General features: G+C 50.3%; 12 protein-coding genes. 5 read left to right on the top strand and 7 right to left on the bottom strand.

Annotated features, from left to right (window positions below):
* Nucleotides 1-9: 9 nt before the first annotated feature.
* Entirely contained in the window at nucleotides 10-3,321 is a 3,312-nt protein-coding gene (locus M3223_RS07685; protein WP_251560686.1) for a DEAD/DEAH box helicase, read from the bottom strand.
* A 497-nt stretch (nucleotides 3,322-3,818) separates the two neighbouring features.
* Between M3223_RS07685 and M3223_RS07680 the strand changes: the two genes are divergently transcribed.
* From M3223_RS07680 to M3223_RS07665, 4 genes are all read left to right on the top strand, one after another.
* Nucleotides 3,819-5,324 (top strand): right-handed parallel beta-helix repeat-containing protein, encoded by a 1,506-nt coding sequence (locus M3223_RS07680; protein WP_435368002.1) that lies wholly within the window; start codon nucleotides 3,819-3,821, stop codon nucleotides 5,322-5,324.
* Nucleotides 5,325-5,568: 244 nt separating this feature from the next.
* The gene (locus M3223_RS07675; RefSeq protein WP_251560682.1) at nucleotides 5,569-7,086 is read left to right on the top strand and encodes a choice-of-anchor Q domain-containing protein; all 1,518 of its coding nucleotides are present in this window, start codon (nucleotides 5,569-5,571) and stop codon (nucleotides 7,084-7,086) included.
* Nucleotides 7,087-7,325: 239 nt separating this feature from the next.
* Nucleotides 7,326-8,882, top strand: coding sequence for a right-handed parallel beta-helix repeat-containing protein (locus M3223_RS07670; RefSeq protein WP_251560680.1), 1,557 nt, complete (start codon nucleotides 7,326-7,328; stop codon nucleotides 8,880-8,882).
* Between the two features lie 141 nt (nucleotides 8,883-9,023).
* Nucleotides 9,024-9,440, top strand: a complete 417-nt coding sequence (locus M3223_RS07665) for a hypothetical protein (RefSeq protein WP_251560678.1) — start codon at nucleotides 9,024-9,026, stop codon at nucleotides 9,438-9,440.
* Nucleotides 9,441-9,855: 415 nt separating this feature from the next.
* Here M3223_RS07665 and M3223_RS07660 read toward each other — a convergent pair whose 3' ends face one another.
* Genes M3223_RS07660 through melA form a run of 5 tightly spaced genes read right to left on the bottom strand, consistent with a single transcriptional unit; the run spans nucleotide 9,856 to nucleotide 15,037 of the window.
* The gene (locus tag M3223_RS07660; protein ID WP_251560676.1) at nucleotides 9,856-10,809 is read right to left on the bottom strand and encodes a 1-phosphofructokinase family hexose kinase; all 954 of its coding nucleotides are present in this window, start codon (nucleotides 10,807-10,809) and stop codon (nucleotides 9,856-9,858) included.
* Nucleotides 10,799-11,668, bottom strand: coding sequence for a class II fructose-bisphosphate aldolase (locus M3223_RS07655; RefSeq protein ID WP_251560674.1), 870 nt, complete (start codon nucleotides 11,666-11,668; stop codon nucleotides 10,799-10,801). Before M3223_RS07655 ends, M3223_RS07660 begins: the two co-directional genes overlap by 11 nt.
* 18 nt (nucleotides 11,669-11,686) lie before the next feature.
* Nucleotides 11,687-12,748: an SIS domain-containing protein gene (locus M3223_RS07650; protein WP_251560672.1), complete on the bottom strand. Its 1,062-nt coding sequence runs from the start codon at nucleotides 12,746-12,748 to the stop codon at nucleotides 11,687-11,689.
* Between the two features lie 44 nt (nucleotides 12,749-12,792).
* The gene (locus M3223_RS07645; protein ID WP_251560669.1) at nucleotides 12,793-13,725 is read right to left on the bottom strand and encodes a carbohydrate kinase family protein; all 933 of its coding nucleotides are present in this window, start codon (nucleotides 13,723-13,725) and stop codon (nucleotides 12,793-12,795) included.
* 4 nt (nucleotides 13,726-13,729) lie between these two features.
* Entirely contained in the window at nucleotides 13,730-15,037 is a 1,308-nt protein-coding gene (melA, locus tag M3223_RS07640; RefSeq protein ID WP_251560667.1) for an alpha-galactosidase, read from the bottom strand.
* Between the two features lie 227 nt (nucleotides 15,038-15,264).
* On the opposite strand from melA, the gene M3223_RS07635 reads away from it, so the two are divergent.
* Complete coding sequence (locus M3223_RS07635; protein ID WP_251560665.1) at nucleotides 15,265-16,029, top strand: DeoR/GlpR family DNA-binding transcription regulator; 765 nt, start codon at nucleotides 15,265-15,267, stop codon at nucleotides 16,027-16,029.
* Between the two features lie 4 nt (nucleotides 16,030-16,033).
* Here M3223_RS07635 and M3223_RS07630 read toward each other — a convergent pair whose 3' ends face one another.
* Nucleotides 16,034-17,071, bottom strand: coding sequence for a LacI family DNA-binding transcriptional regulator (locus M3223_RS07630; RefSeq protein WP_251560663.1), 1,038 nt, complete (start codon nucleotides 17,069-17,071; stop codon nucleotides 16,034-16,036).
* Nucleotides 17,072-17,122 lie beyond the last annotated feature (51 nt).

Here is a 17,122-nt window from a genome sequence, read left to right as displayed (position 1 = left end):
TTTGTTTTTTTAATGACCAGGCAAGCCGAGCAAATCCAGCAGCTCCTCTTCGGATAATGCCGCAGGCTCAGCACCGCCAGGCTGGACAAGCTCTTCCATCAAACCTTGCTTGCGCTGCTGAAGCTGAACCATTTTGGCCTCAATTGTGCCTCTCGCAAGAAGGCGAATGACATGCACCACTCTTTTCTGCCCAATCCGGTGCGCACGGTCCATAGCTTGCTGCTCAACGGCAGGATTCCACCATAAATCATATAAAATGACGGTGTCCGCTCCCGTTAAATTTAAACCGGTCCCTCCAGCTTTCAAGGAAAGCAAAAACACATCCCGCTCTCCCTCGTTAAAACGACGGCACATCGGCACTCTATCCCGGGCCGGCGTCGAGCCGTCCAATTGAAAACAAGCCAGCCCTGCATCCTCCAACCGCCGGCGAATCAAACCAAGCATCGTCGTGAATTGGGAAAATACAAGCGGGCGGCGTCCGGACTCCAGCGCATCTTGAATTAATCCCACCAGCTGCTCCAGCTTGGCTGAGCCTCCAGCATAATCTTCCACAAACAGAGCGGGATGACCGCAAATTTGCCGCAATCTTGTTATCCCCGCCAAAATTCGAATGCGGTTTTGCTCCAGCTCGTCTTTATCGATATGCTTCAGCGCCTCCTGCTGCAGCTGCACCAGATAAGCGGCATACAATTTCTTCTGCTCCGGCAGCAGCTCGGCGCTTTGCAGCGTCTCAATTTTGTCAGGCAGCTCCTCCAACACGCTGCTTTTCAGCCTTCTCAACAGGAAAGGACGTATCCGCAGCGCCAGCTCTTCTCTCCGAAGCTCCTCAAACTGTTTTTTGCTCCCCAGAAGACGGGGGAAAATAGCATGAAAAATCGACCAAAGATCAGCAGCATGGTTTTCAACGGGCGTACCGGTTAAAGCAAATTTGTAACCCGCCGTCACCTGAGCCACCGCTTTGGCCGTAAGCGTCGACTCGTTTTTGATCGTCTGAGCCTCGTCCAGAACGAGCGCAGTATAAGGATGAGCCGCATACACCTCCCCGTCCAAACGGAGCTGCGGATAGGATGCTACCACGATGTCCGCCTCTTGCAAGGACTTTAGCTTGTGCAAACGCTCCTTTTTCGTCCCGTCCGGAATCAAAACACGCAGGGTCGGCGCGAATTTTTCCAGCTCGGCAGCCCAGTTGTACACTAGCGATGACGGGCACACCACTAGAGCCGGCCGACGTTCGGAGCGAATTTCCGGCAGAATGGACAGCATAAACGCTAACGCTTGAAGGGTTTTTCCTAATCCCATTTCATCCGCCAAAATACCTCCGAAACGGTAAGCCGCCAATGTTTTCATCCATTGATAGCCGAGCTTTTGATAATCTCGAAGCACGTGGTCCAGCTCAACCGGAAGCGGATAATTTGCATGCCCTGGCTGTTTAAGAGCTTGGAGCAGCTGTTTCGCTTGTTCAGTGGATTGAACAACCCGATTGGACACCGCTGCATCAAGCAACGGCACTCCCGCAGCCGCTGGCAGCCGGTATCCGTACGAGGTTCTTTCCGCATAGGTGAAACCTGTCTCGTTAATGTACCGGATCATTTCCTGATAGGCATCCGATTGCAGAGGCAGCAGCGCTCCATTGCGCAAACGGTGGTAGGGCCGCTTTTCCTCCAGCGAACGCAGCACAGAGCGAATCTCTGATTCGGGAACTCCATCCAAATCAAATCGAAATTCCAGCCAGTCCGTGCGTTCGTCAGGGTAAACCCGGACAATAGGCGTCTGGGCTTCAGGGTGAAGCCGCGTTTTTACCGCCGTTGTGGCATACACCTGAACAAGCCGCTCCAAACGAGGCAGCACCGTATATAAAAAGTGAAACTCATCCTCTTCGCTGTCCAAAAAACAGCCGCGCTCGGTCATGCTCATCCGGCCTTCATTCATCAGCTCTAGAATGTCATACTCTTTCTCGCGGTCGCGCACGAGCAATTTCCCCGTTGTTCGCGGCTCCTCTTGCTGAAGCGGCCGAAAAACCTCTTCCCCATAGTGAAACTCTATATCTGCCAGCAGTCTGTCCTTTACCCGATCTAAATACAGCTTTGCTTTTAGTGGAGGATGCTCGATCCGCTGAGCCATTGCGCTGCTTAACCGCACCTTTGCCAGCCTTCCGAGCCCGGGCAGCACATGCCGGCTCAGCTCTTCCAGCTGGTCCTGGTTAAGGCTGATTTTGGCATCCGGAGCCAACCGAAACAGCTGCTGCAATGCAGTCAGTCTTTCACATGCCTCGCTCCCGCAATCATGCAGCTTGCCGCCGTGCAGCGCGGCGCCGTAAGCAGCCAACACAAGCAATTCGCCAAGCCCTTCAGCCGAAAGAACTCCTCCCCCGTTTAAGCCGGAAGAAAGCTCAAAACTTAAGTCCATCGATCCGGTCCGGTGCACAGTAAAGGGCTGTTCATGCTCTCCATGCCTCAATCGAGCCTCGGGACTAACCTCAGCCAACTGAATAATCATCGGCCACTCTGCCGGAGGAATTTCAAGCAGTTCTTCCCGATGCTGGCTATACAGCCCGGCATTCTCCCAGCGCAGCAGCTTTTCGGTTGAAACAATCTTTCCCAGCTGCCGGATTAAAGCGGCGGTCTCTTGTTTGAACCGGTGTTTTTCCGGGTCGAAAGCCGATTTGCGCGTAATTGTTGCCGGACGCCCTTCCGTTACTCTCTCTAGAAAACTTCTCACGCGGAAAATGGGCTGCCAGCCTCCTTCGATATGAGCGCTGAGGCTGACGGCAAACAAAAGCGTGTCCCTCATGATTTTGGGCTGAAACTTTAGTCTCATGTCCAGCGGTTCGCGTTGGTCAAATAACGCCGGACGAGTTAAGGACGAACCCGCACGCGGCTTACGGATAAACGCGGCCATAAGTTTGGCGAGCGCATCCGAGCCTGGCTGCGTTTGATTCTTGGTAACAGCAGGCTCTAACTGCTCCGCTGTACGAGTTGACGCCGGTTTATGGGCAGCGCGCAATCGCGAGTTGACAGTTGATTTTTCCTTCTGCCGCTGTTTCACGGCATATAGGACAGCAGCGATATGTTTACAGCTTTTATTATAGGAGCCGAGTGACGGGCAGGAGCTGCAGCTCGCCTCAGACAGTCCGTGTTTTCCAAAAGCCAGCTCTACCCGCGCGGCATCTTTGCCAATAATGTCGGCAGACAGACGATCCCCTTCCAGGGACCATTCATGTAAGGCGACAAGCCCCTCCGCTGCCAATTCCTTCCCCTTACGGCTGGATAGCTTGCCGCAGCGGAGTTGAATTTCGGATTCACTCCATAGTTCCTTGTCCATATCTTGCGTCTTCCTTCCTCCATCCAGATCAAGCCTAGCTGAAACGGAGGCATACGCCTCACGCCACTCACAATTGTCTCTATCATAACATGGAATTGGGAGCGATTTGCCTGCATTCGAGGAGCAGTTTCCTTAATTATAAATATATAGAAATTAAAATTAATAACAATTTTACAGAGAATAAAACTTCTTTTTTTAACTCATAAAGTGACTTCACATATTAATTACTCAATATTAATTATTAATTGTTAGGTTAAATCAGTCATTAATTAAAATCACGAATGAAAAAACTCCTAAATCGCATTGACACTCATTTCGGAAAATGTTATAACCGAATTGCGTCAATTTGCGCAATAATTAAGCGATTTTACGCAAAAACATCTTGCTATGCTGGAGGTGACGAGCGATAACGACAGCATTGTATCGGCACAAGCAATGCCAACCCATCGAATAAAGGAGAGTATTTCATGAAACCAAAAGGCTATAAAATCGGAGCAATGATCTCCGCAGCAGCAATTGCTTTTTCCGCATTTCAATTGATTGGATCCCCGCCGACTGCCCATGCGGCAACCTCCTATTACGTGTCTACTTCCGGCAGCGACAGCAACTCGGGAACTAGCACAGGCTCAGCCTTTAAAACGCTGCAAAAAGCCGCCAACACAGCAGGTCCCGGCGACACAGTTAATGTGCTGGCAGGCACATACAATCAAAAGCTTAAAATTACGAATTCCGGAACCTCTTCCGCACCGATTACATTCCGCAACTACAATACCGATGTTGCCGTTATCGACGGTACCGGCTTACCCGTAAGCGGCATGGAAGGCATTGTTCAGATTACAAATGCCAGCAATATCAAGGTTCAAGGCTTTGAGATCCGCAATTACAAAACGTCTACAAACGGAAATGCAGCGGTTGGAATTTTTGCTACCGGATCCGGCAGCAATATTGAAATCAGGAACAACAATATTCATCATATTGCAAGCACAGCAACACCTGCAGGCAGTGATCGTGAAGGACGGGATGCCCACGGAATCGCTGTTTATGGAACCAGCACAACGGCCTTTAGCAATGTTACCGTTGATGGTAATACACTGGCTAACCTCACCTTGGGATCCAGCGAAGCGCTCGTGCTTAACGGCAACGTTGACGGATTTTCCGTAACCAACAATACGATCCACCATTCCGATAACATCGGCATTGATATTATAGGCTTTGAAGGCAAAGCTCCTAACGAATCAGTAGATCAAGCGCGAAACGGCGTTGTCAGCGGCAACTTAATCTATAATGTCAGCGTTCAAGGAAATCCTTCTTATCCTTCAACGGACTACTCGGCAGGCGGAATCTATGTCGATGGCGGCAAAAACGTTGTCATTGAACGCAACCGCAGCTACAACAATGATATTGGCATAGAAGTGGCAAGCGAATGGCCGGACAAGTCCACCTCCTATATTACCGTTCGTAACAATCTTGCTTACAACAACAGCTACACGGGAATCGCCATCGGCGGCTACGATACGAATCGCGGCTCTACTACAAACAGCAAAATCGTCAACAACACTCTTTACAATAACGATTTGGTCGGCCAGGAAGGCGGTCAGCTGCTCGTTCAATACGATACCAGGAACAACATCATCAAAAACAATATTATGGTCGCCAGCTCCTCCAAAATTTTGATTCAAAATCAGTACACTCAAAATACAGGCAATGTCGTAGACTACAATCTGTACTATGGCGTTGGCGGGACATCGGGCTTGACCTGGAACTGGAAAACTTCCGGTTACACCAGCTTCAGCACCTACAAATCCTCAACTGGCAACGATGCTCATTCAGCGGTAGCAAATCCGCTATTCGTTAGCCCAACAACAAACTTCACGCTAAGCACAGGCTCTCCGGCGATAAACGCCGGCCACACGGATACCGCTATTATCGGCTCTACTGATCTGGCAGGACTAACGCGCGTCCTTGGCGGCACTGTTGAAATTGGTGCTTACGAAAAGCAATAATTACGCATAAACAGGCTGCTCCAGCGATGGAGCAGCCTGTTTCATTCCACATGAACAATCGAATTGATTTTCACCGTTGACACTGTTTTCGGAAAATGTTATAAACAAGTTGCAAGGTTTGCGCAATTTTGTCTAATTGTTTTGCGCAATAAATAATACGCTTTCATTAGGAGGTGAACCGGCAGAGACGACATCCAGAGATCGGCATAAGTAAATTACTTTATCGGACAAAGGAGAATCATTAATGACTAAATTTAAAAGCGTTAAACTGGGAGCTATGGTGTCCGCAGTAGCAATCGCCTTCTCCGCGTTTCAACTGATCGGTGCTGAATCTACCGTCCATGCCGCAACATCCTACTACGTTTCCACATCCGGCAGCGACAGCAATTCAGGAACAAGCACAGGCTCCGCTTTCAAAACGCTGCAAAAAGCGGCCAATACGGCTAATGCGGGAGACAACGTATTTGTCATGGCCGGCACCTACAATCAGAAGTTAAAAATCACCAAATCAGGAACGTCCAGCTCGCCGATTACATTCCAAAACTACAATAACGGCGCCGTTGTGATTGATGGCAACAACTTATCCGTTAGCGGCCGCGAGGGTCTTGTTCATATGGCCAATGTCAGCAACATTAAGGTTAAAGGCTTTGAAATCCGTAATTTTAAAACAACAAGCTCCGGCGCCGTCCCGGTAGGCATTGCCCTGGAGGGCTCAGGCAGCAACATCGAGCTTCGGAATAATAACGTAAATAATATTAAAAACACAGCTTCAAGCAGCAGAAACGCGCACGGCATTTCCGTTTACGGAACCAAAACAACTCCTTGGAGCAATATTACGATTGACGGCAACACGCTGAGCAACCTCGTCTTGGGAAGCAGCGAGTCGCTCGTGCTTAACGGCAACGTAGATGGATTCTCCATTACGAATAACATCGTCCGTGATAACGACAATATCGGCATCGACATTATCGGCTTCGAGCAAACAGCACCGAGCGGATATGACCAAGCTCGCAACGGCGTTATTCGCGGCAACAGCATCTCTAATATTGCCGTTCAAAACAACCCCGCCTATGATAGCGACTGCTACTGTGCTGGCGGCATTTATGTCGATGGCGGCAAAAACGTCGTGATCGAACAAAATCGCAGCTTCAACAACGATATGGGAATTGAACTGGCTAGTGAATGGGACGGGGGCTCCACTTCCAACATTACGGTGCGTAACAACCTCGTCTACAACAACCGGTATACCGGAATTGCCATCGGCGGTTACGACACCCAGCGCGGATCTACTGTAGACAGCAAAATCGTAAACAACACCCTGTACAACAATGACACGGTCGGCAACAACGGCGGACAGCTGCTGATTCAATTCGATACGCAAAATAACATCATTAAAAATAACATTATGGTCGCCAGCTCCTCCAAAATTTTGATTCAAAATCAATTCACCGAAAACACCGGCAATATCGTGAACAACAACCTCTTTTATGGTGTTGGCGGAACTTCGGGCCTCAAATGGGTTTGGAAAAATGTATCCTACACAAGCTTCAGCTCGTACAAATCCGCGACCGGTAACGACGCCAGCTCTCTGCTGACCAATCCGCTGCTCGTTAGCCCTACGACTAACTTCACGCTTGGCAGCGGCTCACCGGCAATTAACGCCGGCAGCACGGATACGGCAATTATCGGCGCACTCGATCTCGCTGGCAACGCGCGCGTTCAAGGCGGTACGGTCGACATCGGAGCTTACGAGAAACAATAATGATTTCAAAAAGGCTGTTCCAAAACGGAGCAGCCTTTCCTCTCCCCAAATATCAACGCGATAATGACAAAATAGTTGCATTTGCAAGCTTATACATACTAATGTAATAGTTTTTGCTCAATTTTCTATGAAATTAGTAACAAAAAACCCTTAAAAGTTGACATAATATTTAAGTAAATGATATAAAACTAGTGAAATAGTAATCTAAAATCCGTTTATCGATAAAAGGAGACCCCATGATGATGCTCACACAAAAAGGGTTTAAGCTTGTCCTTATGGCTACTGCTGCAGCGACCGCTATTACAGCGTTCCAATATGCCGGCAATGAAACGATCGTGCATGCCAGCTCCTCCTACTATGTTTCTACGAGCGGCAGTGACAGCAACTCGGGAACGAGCACTGGCTCCGCTTTTAAGACGCTCCAAAAAGCTGCCAATACGGCAGCCCCGGGAGATACGGTTTATGTGCTTGGCGGTGTCTATAATCAAAAGCTGAAGATTACTAAATCCGGCACGGCTTCCGCTCCAATCACCTTCCAGAGCTACTCGAACGCAAAAGCTGTCATCGATGGAAGCGGGCTAAAAATTTCGGATCAAAGCGAAGGACTCGTCGAAATTTCCAATGCCAGCAACATTAAGTTTAAAAATTTTGAGGTTCGCAATTTCAAATCCTCCGTTTATGACGAAGTCCCGATGGGAATTTACATATCCGGTGCGGGCAGCAATATTGAGTTGAGCGGCAACAAGGTGCATCATATTGAGAGCAATGCCAAAGTAATCCAAGACGGCGACGATTGGACTGGCCGCAATGCGCATGGTATCGCTGTTTTTGGAACAAAGTCTACCGCTCTCAAAAATATTACGATCCACGGCAACGAGCTGTCTAATCTTGTGCTTGGCTCCAGCGAAGCGCTTGTGCTGAACGGCAACGTAGATACGTTCAAGGTGACCAACAACCTTGTCCATGACAACGACAACATCGGGATCGACATAATCGGCTTTGAGGACGTTGCTCCTGCAAACGATCAGGCCCGGAACGGATTGATTAGCGGCAACACCGTTTACAACATTTCAGCTACCAAAAACCCATCGTACGGACCGGTTCCGAATGATCAGTATTCCGCAGGCGGAATCTACGTAGACGGCGGCAAAAATATTGTTATTGAGCGCAATAAAAGCTATAAAAACGACATCGGCGTGGAGCTGGCCAGCGAACATTACGGCAAATCCACAAGCGGAATCACGCTGCGCAACAATTTGATCTACGCCAACAGCTACACCGGCATTGCCATCGGCGGATATGATACGGAACGCGGCTCCACCGTCGACAGCAAAATCGTCAACAATACGCTTGTGCAAAACGATACGATCGGGTATGAAGGCGGCCAAATCCTGCTTCAGTACGACACCAAAAATAACATCATCAAAAATAACATCCTGGTCGCCAGCTCTTCCAATATTATGATCCAGAATCAATATACAAAAAATAGCGGCAATATTGTGAACTATAACCTCTACTACGGGACTGGCGGCGCGAACGGATCGGAATGGACTTGGAAAGATTCGACCTATAAAAGCTTTGCCGCCTATAAAAAAGCCACTAAAAACGATGCAAACTCTTTGTTTGTCAATCCGCTTTTCGTAAATGCGGCGGCCCGCGACTATCGTCTGAGCGCTGCCTCCCCCGCTGTGAACAAAGGAGAGAAGCTGGCAACAACTATAGGTGTTACCGATCTGGCTGGTAAGACCCGGCTTCTCGGCGCCTCGGTTGATATCGGAGCCTACGAGTACAAATAAAGCGCCTATATGCAAAAAGCGATAGCGACAGAGTAGAGCCCCTCTCTGTTGTTATCGCTTTTTTTGACATGCAACGATTAGCCCAAACCTTTCTTTCTACTCTACATACAATAGAATTATATATTTTGGGGAGGAATGAAAATGAGCAATGAACGCGCGGCTTTAAGCAATTTCAAGAGCAAAGGTTCAAACATCGGAATCATTCTTGTTTTATTTATCCTGCTCGTAATAGTAGCCAGTCTTTTTTGCGGATATTCAATTATTAGAGGTACTGGTGAGGATCAATCTATTACAGATTCAAGAAGGTTCGATCTGGAAAACAACACGGGTTACAATTTAACACTCACGGACAAAAATAATGAGTTTGAAAGGCCGGGACCACCGCTCAATCTCGTTATTCCCCCAAACAGCAGTTATAATTTTGAGGTACAAGCATCCCCTGCCACCCCCCATACAGCCACTGCAACATTCACGGTTACTTTGCCCTATATTGGATTTGGATCTTTTGATACCTCGCTGTACTCTGCAACAGGATCGGGCGGCGGTTCAATGTTTTGATTTAGTAAATATTCCCTCTTATAATCTACACCTGGTTTCCCAAAATAATCAGTTTGAAAAACCCGGTCCACCTGAAAATTTGATTATTCCTTCAAACAGCGCCTAAAGCTTTGAGGTCCAGCGATCCCGAGTCGCATCTCATATAGCCACCGTAAAATTTGACGTTAGCTTGCCCTATATAGGTTATGGCAGCTTTAACGCTGATTTATTCTCAAAGGCGGATTGGGGTGTCGGCACTTCAGGATGGACCGTTACCAATTTTAATTCTTCCTATATAACATATGAAATCAATGGTACACTGCTTAGGATTTTAACCCGGTAATAAAATTATTGAATCGGTATATCCTGAAAGAGCCGTCTCATTAGTCGCTTCCGACGACTTATGAGACGGCTCTTTTGTTCGCGCGATTCCCTTCTACCAACGTTCTACCGTTGTCAACGCAGACAGCTTTGCCGTGTCAGCCAAGCTGATCTTGCCCGTGCTGCTGGAGATCGCATTGGCAGCCCCAGCGGCCGTCGCCAGGCGTAATGACTGTGCGATGTCAAACCCTCTGGCATTCGCCACCGTCCAGCCGGCTACAAAACAATCTCCGCTGCCGACGGCGTTAACGGCGTCGACGGCCGGAGGCACTGCGCGCCATAACTCCCCATCACCCGTTGCAGCAATACAGCCTTCCTTGCCAAGGGACACGATCAGCACTTTTACGCCTTTTAGCGCAAGCTCTGAGGCAAGCTGCTGGACCGCTGCTTTATTCCGCGGATCGGCTCCGGTCCACTGGCGGAACTCCTCTTCATTCGGCTTGACCGTATGCGGCCCGGCTTCAATTCCCTTGATTAACGCCGTACCGCTAGTATCCAGTACGGTAACTGCTCCTTCGGATCGGGACACAGCGATCAGCTCGGCATAATAATTGTCTTTAAGCCCCTTCGGCAAGCTGCCTGACAATGTCATCCAGCCGCCCTCTTCGCTCAAAGCCTTCCAGCGGCCGATAAATTCAAGCGCTTCCTCCGCTTTTACTTCAGGGCCGGATTCCAAAATCTCGGTGGATATGCCGCTGGAATCATCAATAATATTCAAGCACATTCTCGTTAGCCCCGAAACATACAGCCATTCCTGTCCGATTCTGGACTCGTAAAGAGCGCTTTGAATCCACTCCCCGTTCTCCCCGCCTAAAAATCCGGCGGCTTTAACCTGCACGCCAAGGGAGGCTGCCGCTCTGGAGACATTCAGCCCCTTGCCGCCTGGCGTCGACTCCTGCATGCTCGCTCTTTGCACACTGCCGATGGATAGCTTTGGCACATGCAGCCGTTTGTCTACGGCGGGATTCAGCGCTCCGCATACGATAGCCGGTTTAAGCTCAGGATACATGATCCACCGCGCGGCCAACCGCGCCGCACATGCGGATTTTTTCTTTAGCAGCCTCGCGAAGCGCATCCTTCGCCGGCTTCAAATAATGACGAGGATCGTCAACTGCCGGATTATCCGCAAACACTTTTTTGATCGCATCTGAAAATACAATGCGAAGCTCGGTGGCAACGTTCATTTTGGCCATACCCAGCGCAATCGCCCGTTTTACCTGCTCTTCCGGAATTCCGGAGCCGCCATGGAGCACAAGCGGAACCTTTACCCGCGAGGCAATGCGACCTATCCGGTCAAAATCGATATTGGGCTCGCCCTTATAAATGCCATGAGCCGTACCAATGGCCGGCGCAAGCGTCGCAACGCCGGTCGCCGCAACAAATTGCGCGCATTCATCCGGATCAGCAAGCGTAGCCTCATGATCTTCCACCGTAATGTCGTCTTCAACGCCGCCTACTTTTCCGAGCTCCGCTTCAACATTAATACCGATAGCAGCGGCTAGCTCGACAATTCGCTTTGTGTCCGCTACGTTTTCCGCAAACGGCTTCATCGAAGCGTCAATCATAATGGAAGTATATCCGGCGCGGATACATTGGACGATCATCTCAAACTCATGGCAGTGATCCAGATGCAGCGCCACTGGAACATGCGTCTTGGACGCAGCGACCCGCGCAGCGGTTACAATATAATCAGCCCCAAGATGTTTGACCGTGCCCATCGTTGATTGCAAAATAACAGGAGCGTTAAGCTCTGTCGCCGCTTCTACGACAGCCTGAAGCATCTCAAGCGTATGAACGTTGAATGCGGTAACGGCGTAACCGTTCGCCCGCGCAGCTTGAAGCAGCGGAGTTGATGAGACCAAAGACATCGTTATTCCTCCTGATGATCAAATAAGGACCACTTGAGTCAAATTGCGAGGCTCGTCGGGATTGTTGCCGCGCTTCAGAGCCGTAAAGTAACCATAGTATTGTAGGAACGGAAGCGCAGCTGCAGCACGTGCTTCATCAGAAGCACCAACCAGGCCGGTTTCCACAAATGTATCCGCAAACGCGGTATCTTCACCCGCGGCGGAGGCTGCAACGACAACATGAGCTCCGTATTCCTGCATTTCGCGCGCAACCTTCAGCTCCGCATCGCGGGACTGATCGGACACAAGCACAATGACGCATGTGTGCTGATCGACGATTGACTTTGGACCGTGCCGGAATTCCAGCGTGCCAAAGCTTTCCGTCCATGTATTGGACATTTCCTTCAGCTTCAAGCAGCCTTCCTCGGCAATGCCGAACATGGCTCCCATGCCAAGAAATACAGTACGGTCAAAATTCCGGGCGGCTACAGTCGCTGCCGCAAGCCGTTCGCCCTCCTGTACCCGCGCTTCCTGAGCCTGCACGAGCTGCTCCAGCTCTTTCAGACGTTCCTCAGACCGGTCGGACACAAGCGCAATCGCCGTTTGCATGCCAACGATCATACTGGCGAGCGATTTGGTCATAACGGTGCTTTTTTCCGCTCCCAGTCTGGATACAAGGCTGTCGCCAAGCTTGGCCATGGAGCTGTCCGCATAACAGGTCACTCCAGCCAGCCGCCAGTTGTCCAATCCTTCCACCGATTCAAGCGCTTTAACAACTTCCGTTGATTCCCCGGAACGGGATACGCCGATTGCAACTGTGTTTAAATGCTCCAGCACGGCTTGCCCCCTGATCAGCAGCAGTTCGGAGGACGGCAGCGCAGTCGCCGGACGTTTAAGCCAGGAACGGTAGGTTGCCGCCATTGTGATCGCTTGGTAATAGGATGAGCCCGATCCTAAAAAGAGCGTCTGCTGCACGGCATTGTCGCCCAGGTAGCTTTCGGCCCATTCCTTGCGGCGAAGCGCTTCTTCATAGGCTTCTTTCAACGCCTGCGGCTGCTCGGCTATTTCCCGGTATGTGTGGACTCCCATGACTTGCTTCATCGTTTTTGTCACTCCTCAATTTCGTCGTCATGCAAGGCAGAGTTCTAGGGCTGGGCTTGCCAAAACTGCTTCAAGTCCTCGATGGTCAGGCTCCCTGCCCCTCCGATACGCAGCGTCGACATCGCTCCGCATACATTGGCATACGTTAACGCTTCCTGTTCCGGCTTGCCGTTCAGCCGCGCCGCAATCAAACCGGCATTGAAGGAATCGCCAGCTCCGGTCGTATCGACCGGCGACACCCGTACAGGTTCCCCTTCAATTACGGTGCCGTCAGGCTTAATCATCAGCGCTCCGGCAGAGCCTCTTTTCACCGCTACATATCCACGGCGCTCCGGCAGATATTTTGGCAGCTCATTAATGTCGCTGCACTCAAAAATCGCCATTGCCTCTTCCTCGCTCGGCAAAAACCAATCGGTCCACTCCAGCAATTGCTTCAACCTTTCGCGGTCCCACTGCTCGTCCGGGTCCCAGCCCACATCAAACGACGTCGTAAGACCGGCTTCCTTCGCCATGCGGAACAGCGCCGCCCAATGCTCCCTCATTCCTGCCTGCAAATAATAGGAACCGAAATGAACATGGGAAGCTCCGGCAAAAAGCGAGTCCGGTATAAGCTCAGGCGTTACGGAAGCGATGGAGCCGAGATAGGTGAGCAGCGATCGGTCGCGGCCGTCCGTCAGGGACAGCGTTGCTCCCGTGCGCATCGTAGCGTCAAGCTTGACATTCCCGGTGCCAACGCCGAAATTTTCCAGCTCCTTGACGCAAAACCGGCCAAAATCGTCATCACCAACGATCGATACCAGTTCTACTTCAAGGCCTAGTCCGGCCAGACCAGCCGCGGTTATCGCCGAAGAGGATCCCAGCGCAAGCCGAAAATCCTCCACCAGCTTTTCGCGATTCGGCTCCGGCTGGATGCCGCTGCCTGCAAAAATTAAATCCACATTAAGCTCTCCGACCACGATAACTTTTGCCTGATTCATCGAATCACTTCCAATCTGGAAGATATGGACGATCTGCTTCCCACAGTTCCTCAAACATGGCTTTGATCTCAGCAGGCGAGCAGGCAGCGGCCGTCAGCGGGTCGATATAGAGCGCCTGCAGCGCTTTCTCGCGGTTTTTCTCCAGCACTGCCTGTACCGCCAGTTCGAAGAAGGCCATGTTGCTGCGGCAAAGCGCGGCAAGATGCTCGGGGAGACGGCCGTAGCGGGTTGGCTGCACGCCTTTTTTATCCACCAGGCAAGCAACCTCGACCACGCCTTCAAATGGAAGATTCTCGATCAAACCGCGGTTCGGAACATTGCCGTAAATCACATTCGGCTTCTCGTTCACGATGCTGTCAATAATGACCGCAGCATATTCGTCGCTTCGCTCCAGCTTGATCTCTTGCTCGCCCGATATCATTCGTTCGATTTCCTCGTCCGTCTCCTTGCGCCACACCGGCCATTCATTGGCGTAAAAGCCTGTGGCGCCGTTGTACCCGGCAGCGCAGTAACGATCGATCAGATCCTGCCGTTTGCGGTAATAAGGGATATATTCGGAAAAATGACCGCTGGATTCCGAAACAAACGCGCCGAAATGACGGGCGAAATCAAAGCGAACCGGATCTTTTGCAAGAAAAGCTTCATCGGACATTTTTTCGAACAGCGCCGGATACTGATCCTGGCCGTCCACTTCGAGCTTCGTAAACCAAGACATATGGTTAATGCCGCCGCAGCGCCAGTCAAGCTTTTCATATGGAACACCTAAGTATTTGGCGAGCTGCTGGGACGAATGCTGGATGGAGTGGCATAACCCGATTACCGGCAGGCTCGTCGCTCTGGACGTTGCCAGCGTAACGGCCGACATCGGATTCGTATAATTAAGAATGAGGGCGTCGGGACAAAGCTCTTCAATATCCCGGACAATTTCCAGCCATACCGGAAGCGTGCGGAGCGTTTTGAACAGCCCCCCCGGTCCAAGCGTATCGCCAATGCACTGCTTTACGTTATAACGAAGCGGAATTTCAAATTCATTACGGACCGTTTCAAGCCCGGCAACCTCAATCTGGTTAATAACAAAGCGGGAACCGGCAATTACGTCTCTGCGGTTAGTCGAGGCTTCAACGATCCAGTTTTTCCCGCTCAGCTCGATCAGCCGCTGCACCAGCTTTACCGACAGCTCCAATCTTTTGGCATCGACATCGACCAGGGCAAATATCCCTTCATTAAAATCAGGAATTTGCAAAATGTCGGATGCTAAGTGCTTGGTAAACATGCTTCCCGAACCGATAATCGAGATTCGCGTCACCGACATACCCTCCATTCATATTTTTGATCGTTCACAATCATTATTAGGCATAATTTTGACTGAGTCAATTTATTTTTTTGATATTTGACCGGGATTCCATCCTTTTAATGATCGTTTTCAATCTTTTTGTGGACGAACTCAATCGTTTATGCTATTCTGAGGAAAGAAAGCGCATTAGTTAAAGAAAGCCCGAGGCCTCGCAAGCGAAACCTCGGGAACAAAGGGGATTGTGCATGAGCAAGATTGCGGCCCGCCGCGACGGGATTATCGCGCTCCTCAAAGAGCAGGGAGCCGTGAATGTAGCGGAAATTATGGATAGGTTCGGGGTATCGGAAGCAACAGCCCGGCGCGATCTTGAAACGCTTGAGCAGGAGAAAAGGCTCGTACGCATGTTTGGCGGAGCTGTCCTGGAGAGCGTTCGCAAGGAAGTCCCGTTTTATCGCAAGATGGAGATGAATCCGGAAGAGAAGAAAGAAATTGCTGAAGTATCCTACTCCCTCATTCATGAAGGAGATGTCATCGGGCTAACCGGAGGCACAACTTGCATGTTCATCGCCCGCAGAATTATTCAGCAGCCATTTGAGCGTTTGACCGTTGTGACCAACTCGCTGAATATCGGTTTTGAGCTGGCTGGTGTTCCCGGTCTTGAGCTGATTTTGACCGGGGGCGTTACCCGCACCCAGAGCTACGAGCTGTCAGGACCGCTGGCGGATACCATTCTGGAGCGGATTACGATTCAGAAGACCTTCCTTGGCGTCGATGGAGCCGATCCGGTGCGCGGATTGACTACATTTAATGAGCTGGAAGCCAATACGAACCGCAAAATGATGCAGCAATCGCTTGAAACGTATGCTCTGGCCGATCATACGAAGCTTGGCCGCTCCTCCCTCTTTTTAATCGAGAAATGGCGTGGTGTCACATCGCTCGTAACGGACCGCGGGGCAAGCCGCGAGCAGTTGGAGCCTTTTCAAGACGCAGGCATTCGGGTATTGCAATAACCGGCTATTTTTTAGATTTCACTGAAGATTGGCGGATTTTCAGCTCGAACGGAACCGAGATTTTTACCGGAACGGGATATCTGCCCTGAATGTAGTCGATCAGCGTTTTGGCGGCGATATTTCCGATTTCCAGCTTCGGAATATGAACGGTTGTCAGCGGAGGCGAACAGTATGCGGACAATTCAATGTTATCGATCCCGGCGAAGGCGATATCATCAGGAATTCGCAAGCCGCATTCGTTGGCAGCCCTCATAGCCGAAATGGCAATCATGTCGCTCGCCGCAAAAATTGCGGTTGGGCGTTCTTTGTTTTGCAGGAGCTCTTTCGTCATCTGGTAGCTCTTCTCGACATCCCAGTAACAGTCAACAACCCACTCCGGGCGTACCGCAATGCCAGCTTCCAGCAGCGCATCTCTATACCCTCTGTAACGCTTTTCTTTCTCAATTTCCTGGGACAGTCCCGAACCGCCGATAAATGCGATCTCTTTATGCCCCTGCTGCAGCAAATGCCTTACGACCGCCCTGGCCGCTTCAACCCGATCATACGTTACGCGCGGAATACTGGGGTCACTCCCGTCAACAACGATTAGATGAGGAATTCTTTGTTTGAGCTGCGAATAGAGCCCCGGTTCCAAACCTTCAACCAATATAAGCCCGACTGGTGTATTTTCATATAAGATACGATTCAACACCGTTGGATTGCGAAGATCGTCAACCGATTGCACAAAAGCCAGCTCATACCCCATCTCTGCAATACCTTTTTCGATACCTTCCAATATTCCAGAAAAATACGGGTGGTTATACTTGTTCTGCGTTACCGCTAAAATACAGCCTAACGGCGATCCGATCGTGGCATGATGCTTTTTGTCGCTGTCATGTCCTCGTGCCGATTTGGTTGGCTGGTAGCCAAGCTCAGTGACAGCATTCCATATTTTTTCGCGTGTTTCCGGACGGACGGAATGGGAAGCCTCATTATTGACTACACGTGATACCGTCGAGATGGACACTCCGACTCGTTCAGCGACATCTTTCAGCGTTGTCACTTTTTTGCACTCCTTTGTCTCTTTTTGTCTAAATTTTTGCGCAAATATAAA

Origin of the sequence: Paenibacillus pasadenensis (assembly GCF_023715725.1) — a bacterium.
Classification (GTDB): Bacteria; Bacillota; Bacilli; order Paenibacillales; family Paenibacillaceae; genus Paenibacillus_O; species Paenibacillus_O pasadenensis_A.
This window is presented reverse-complemented; position numbering and strand designations above follow the sequence as displayed.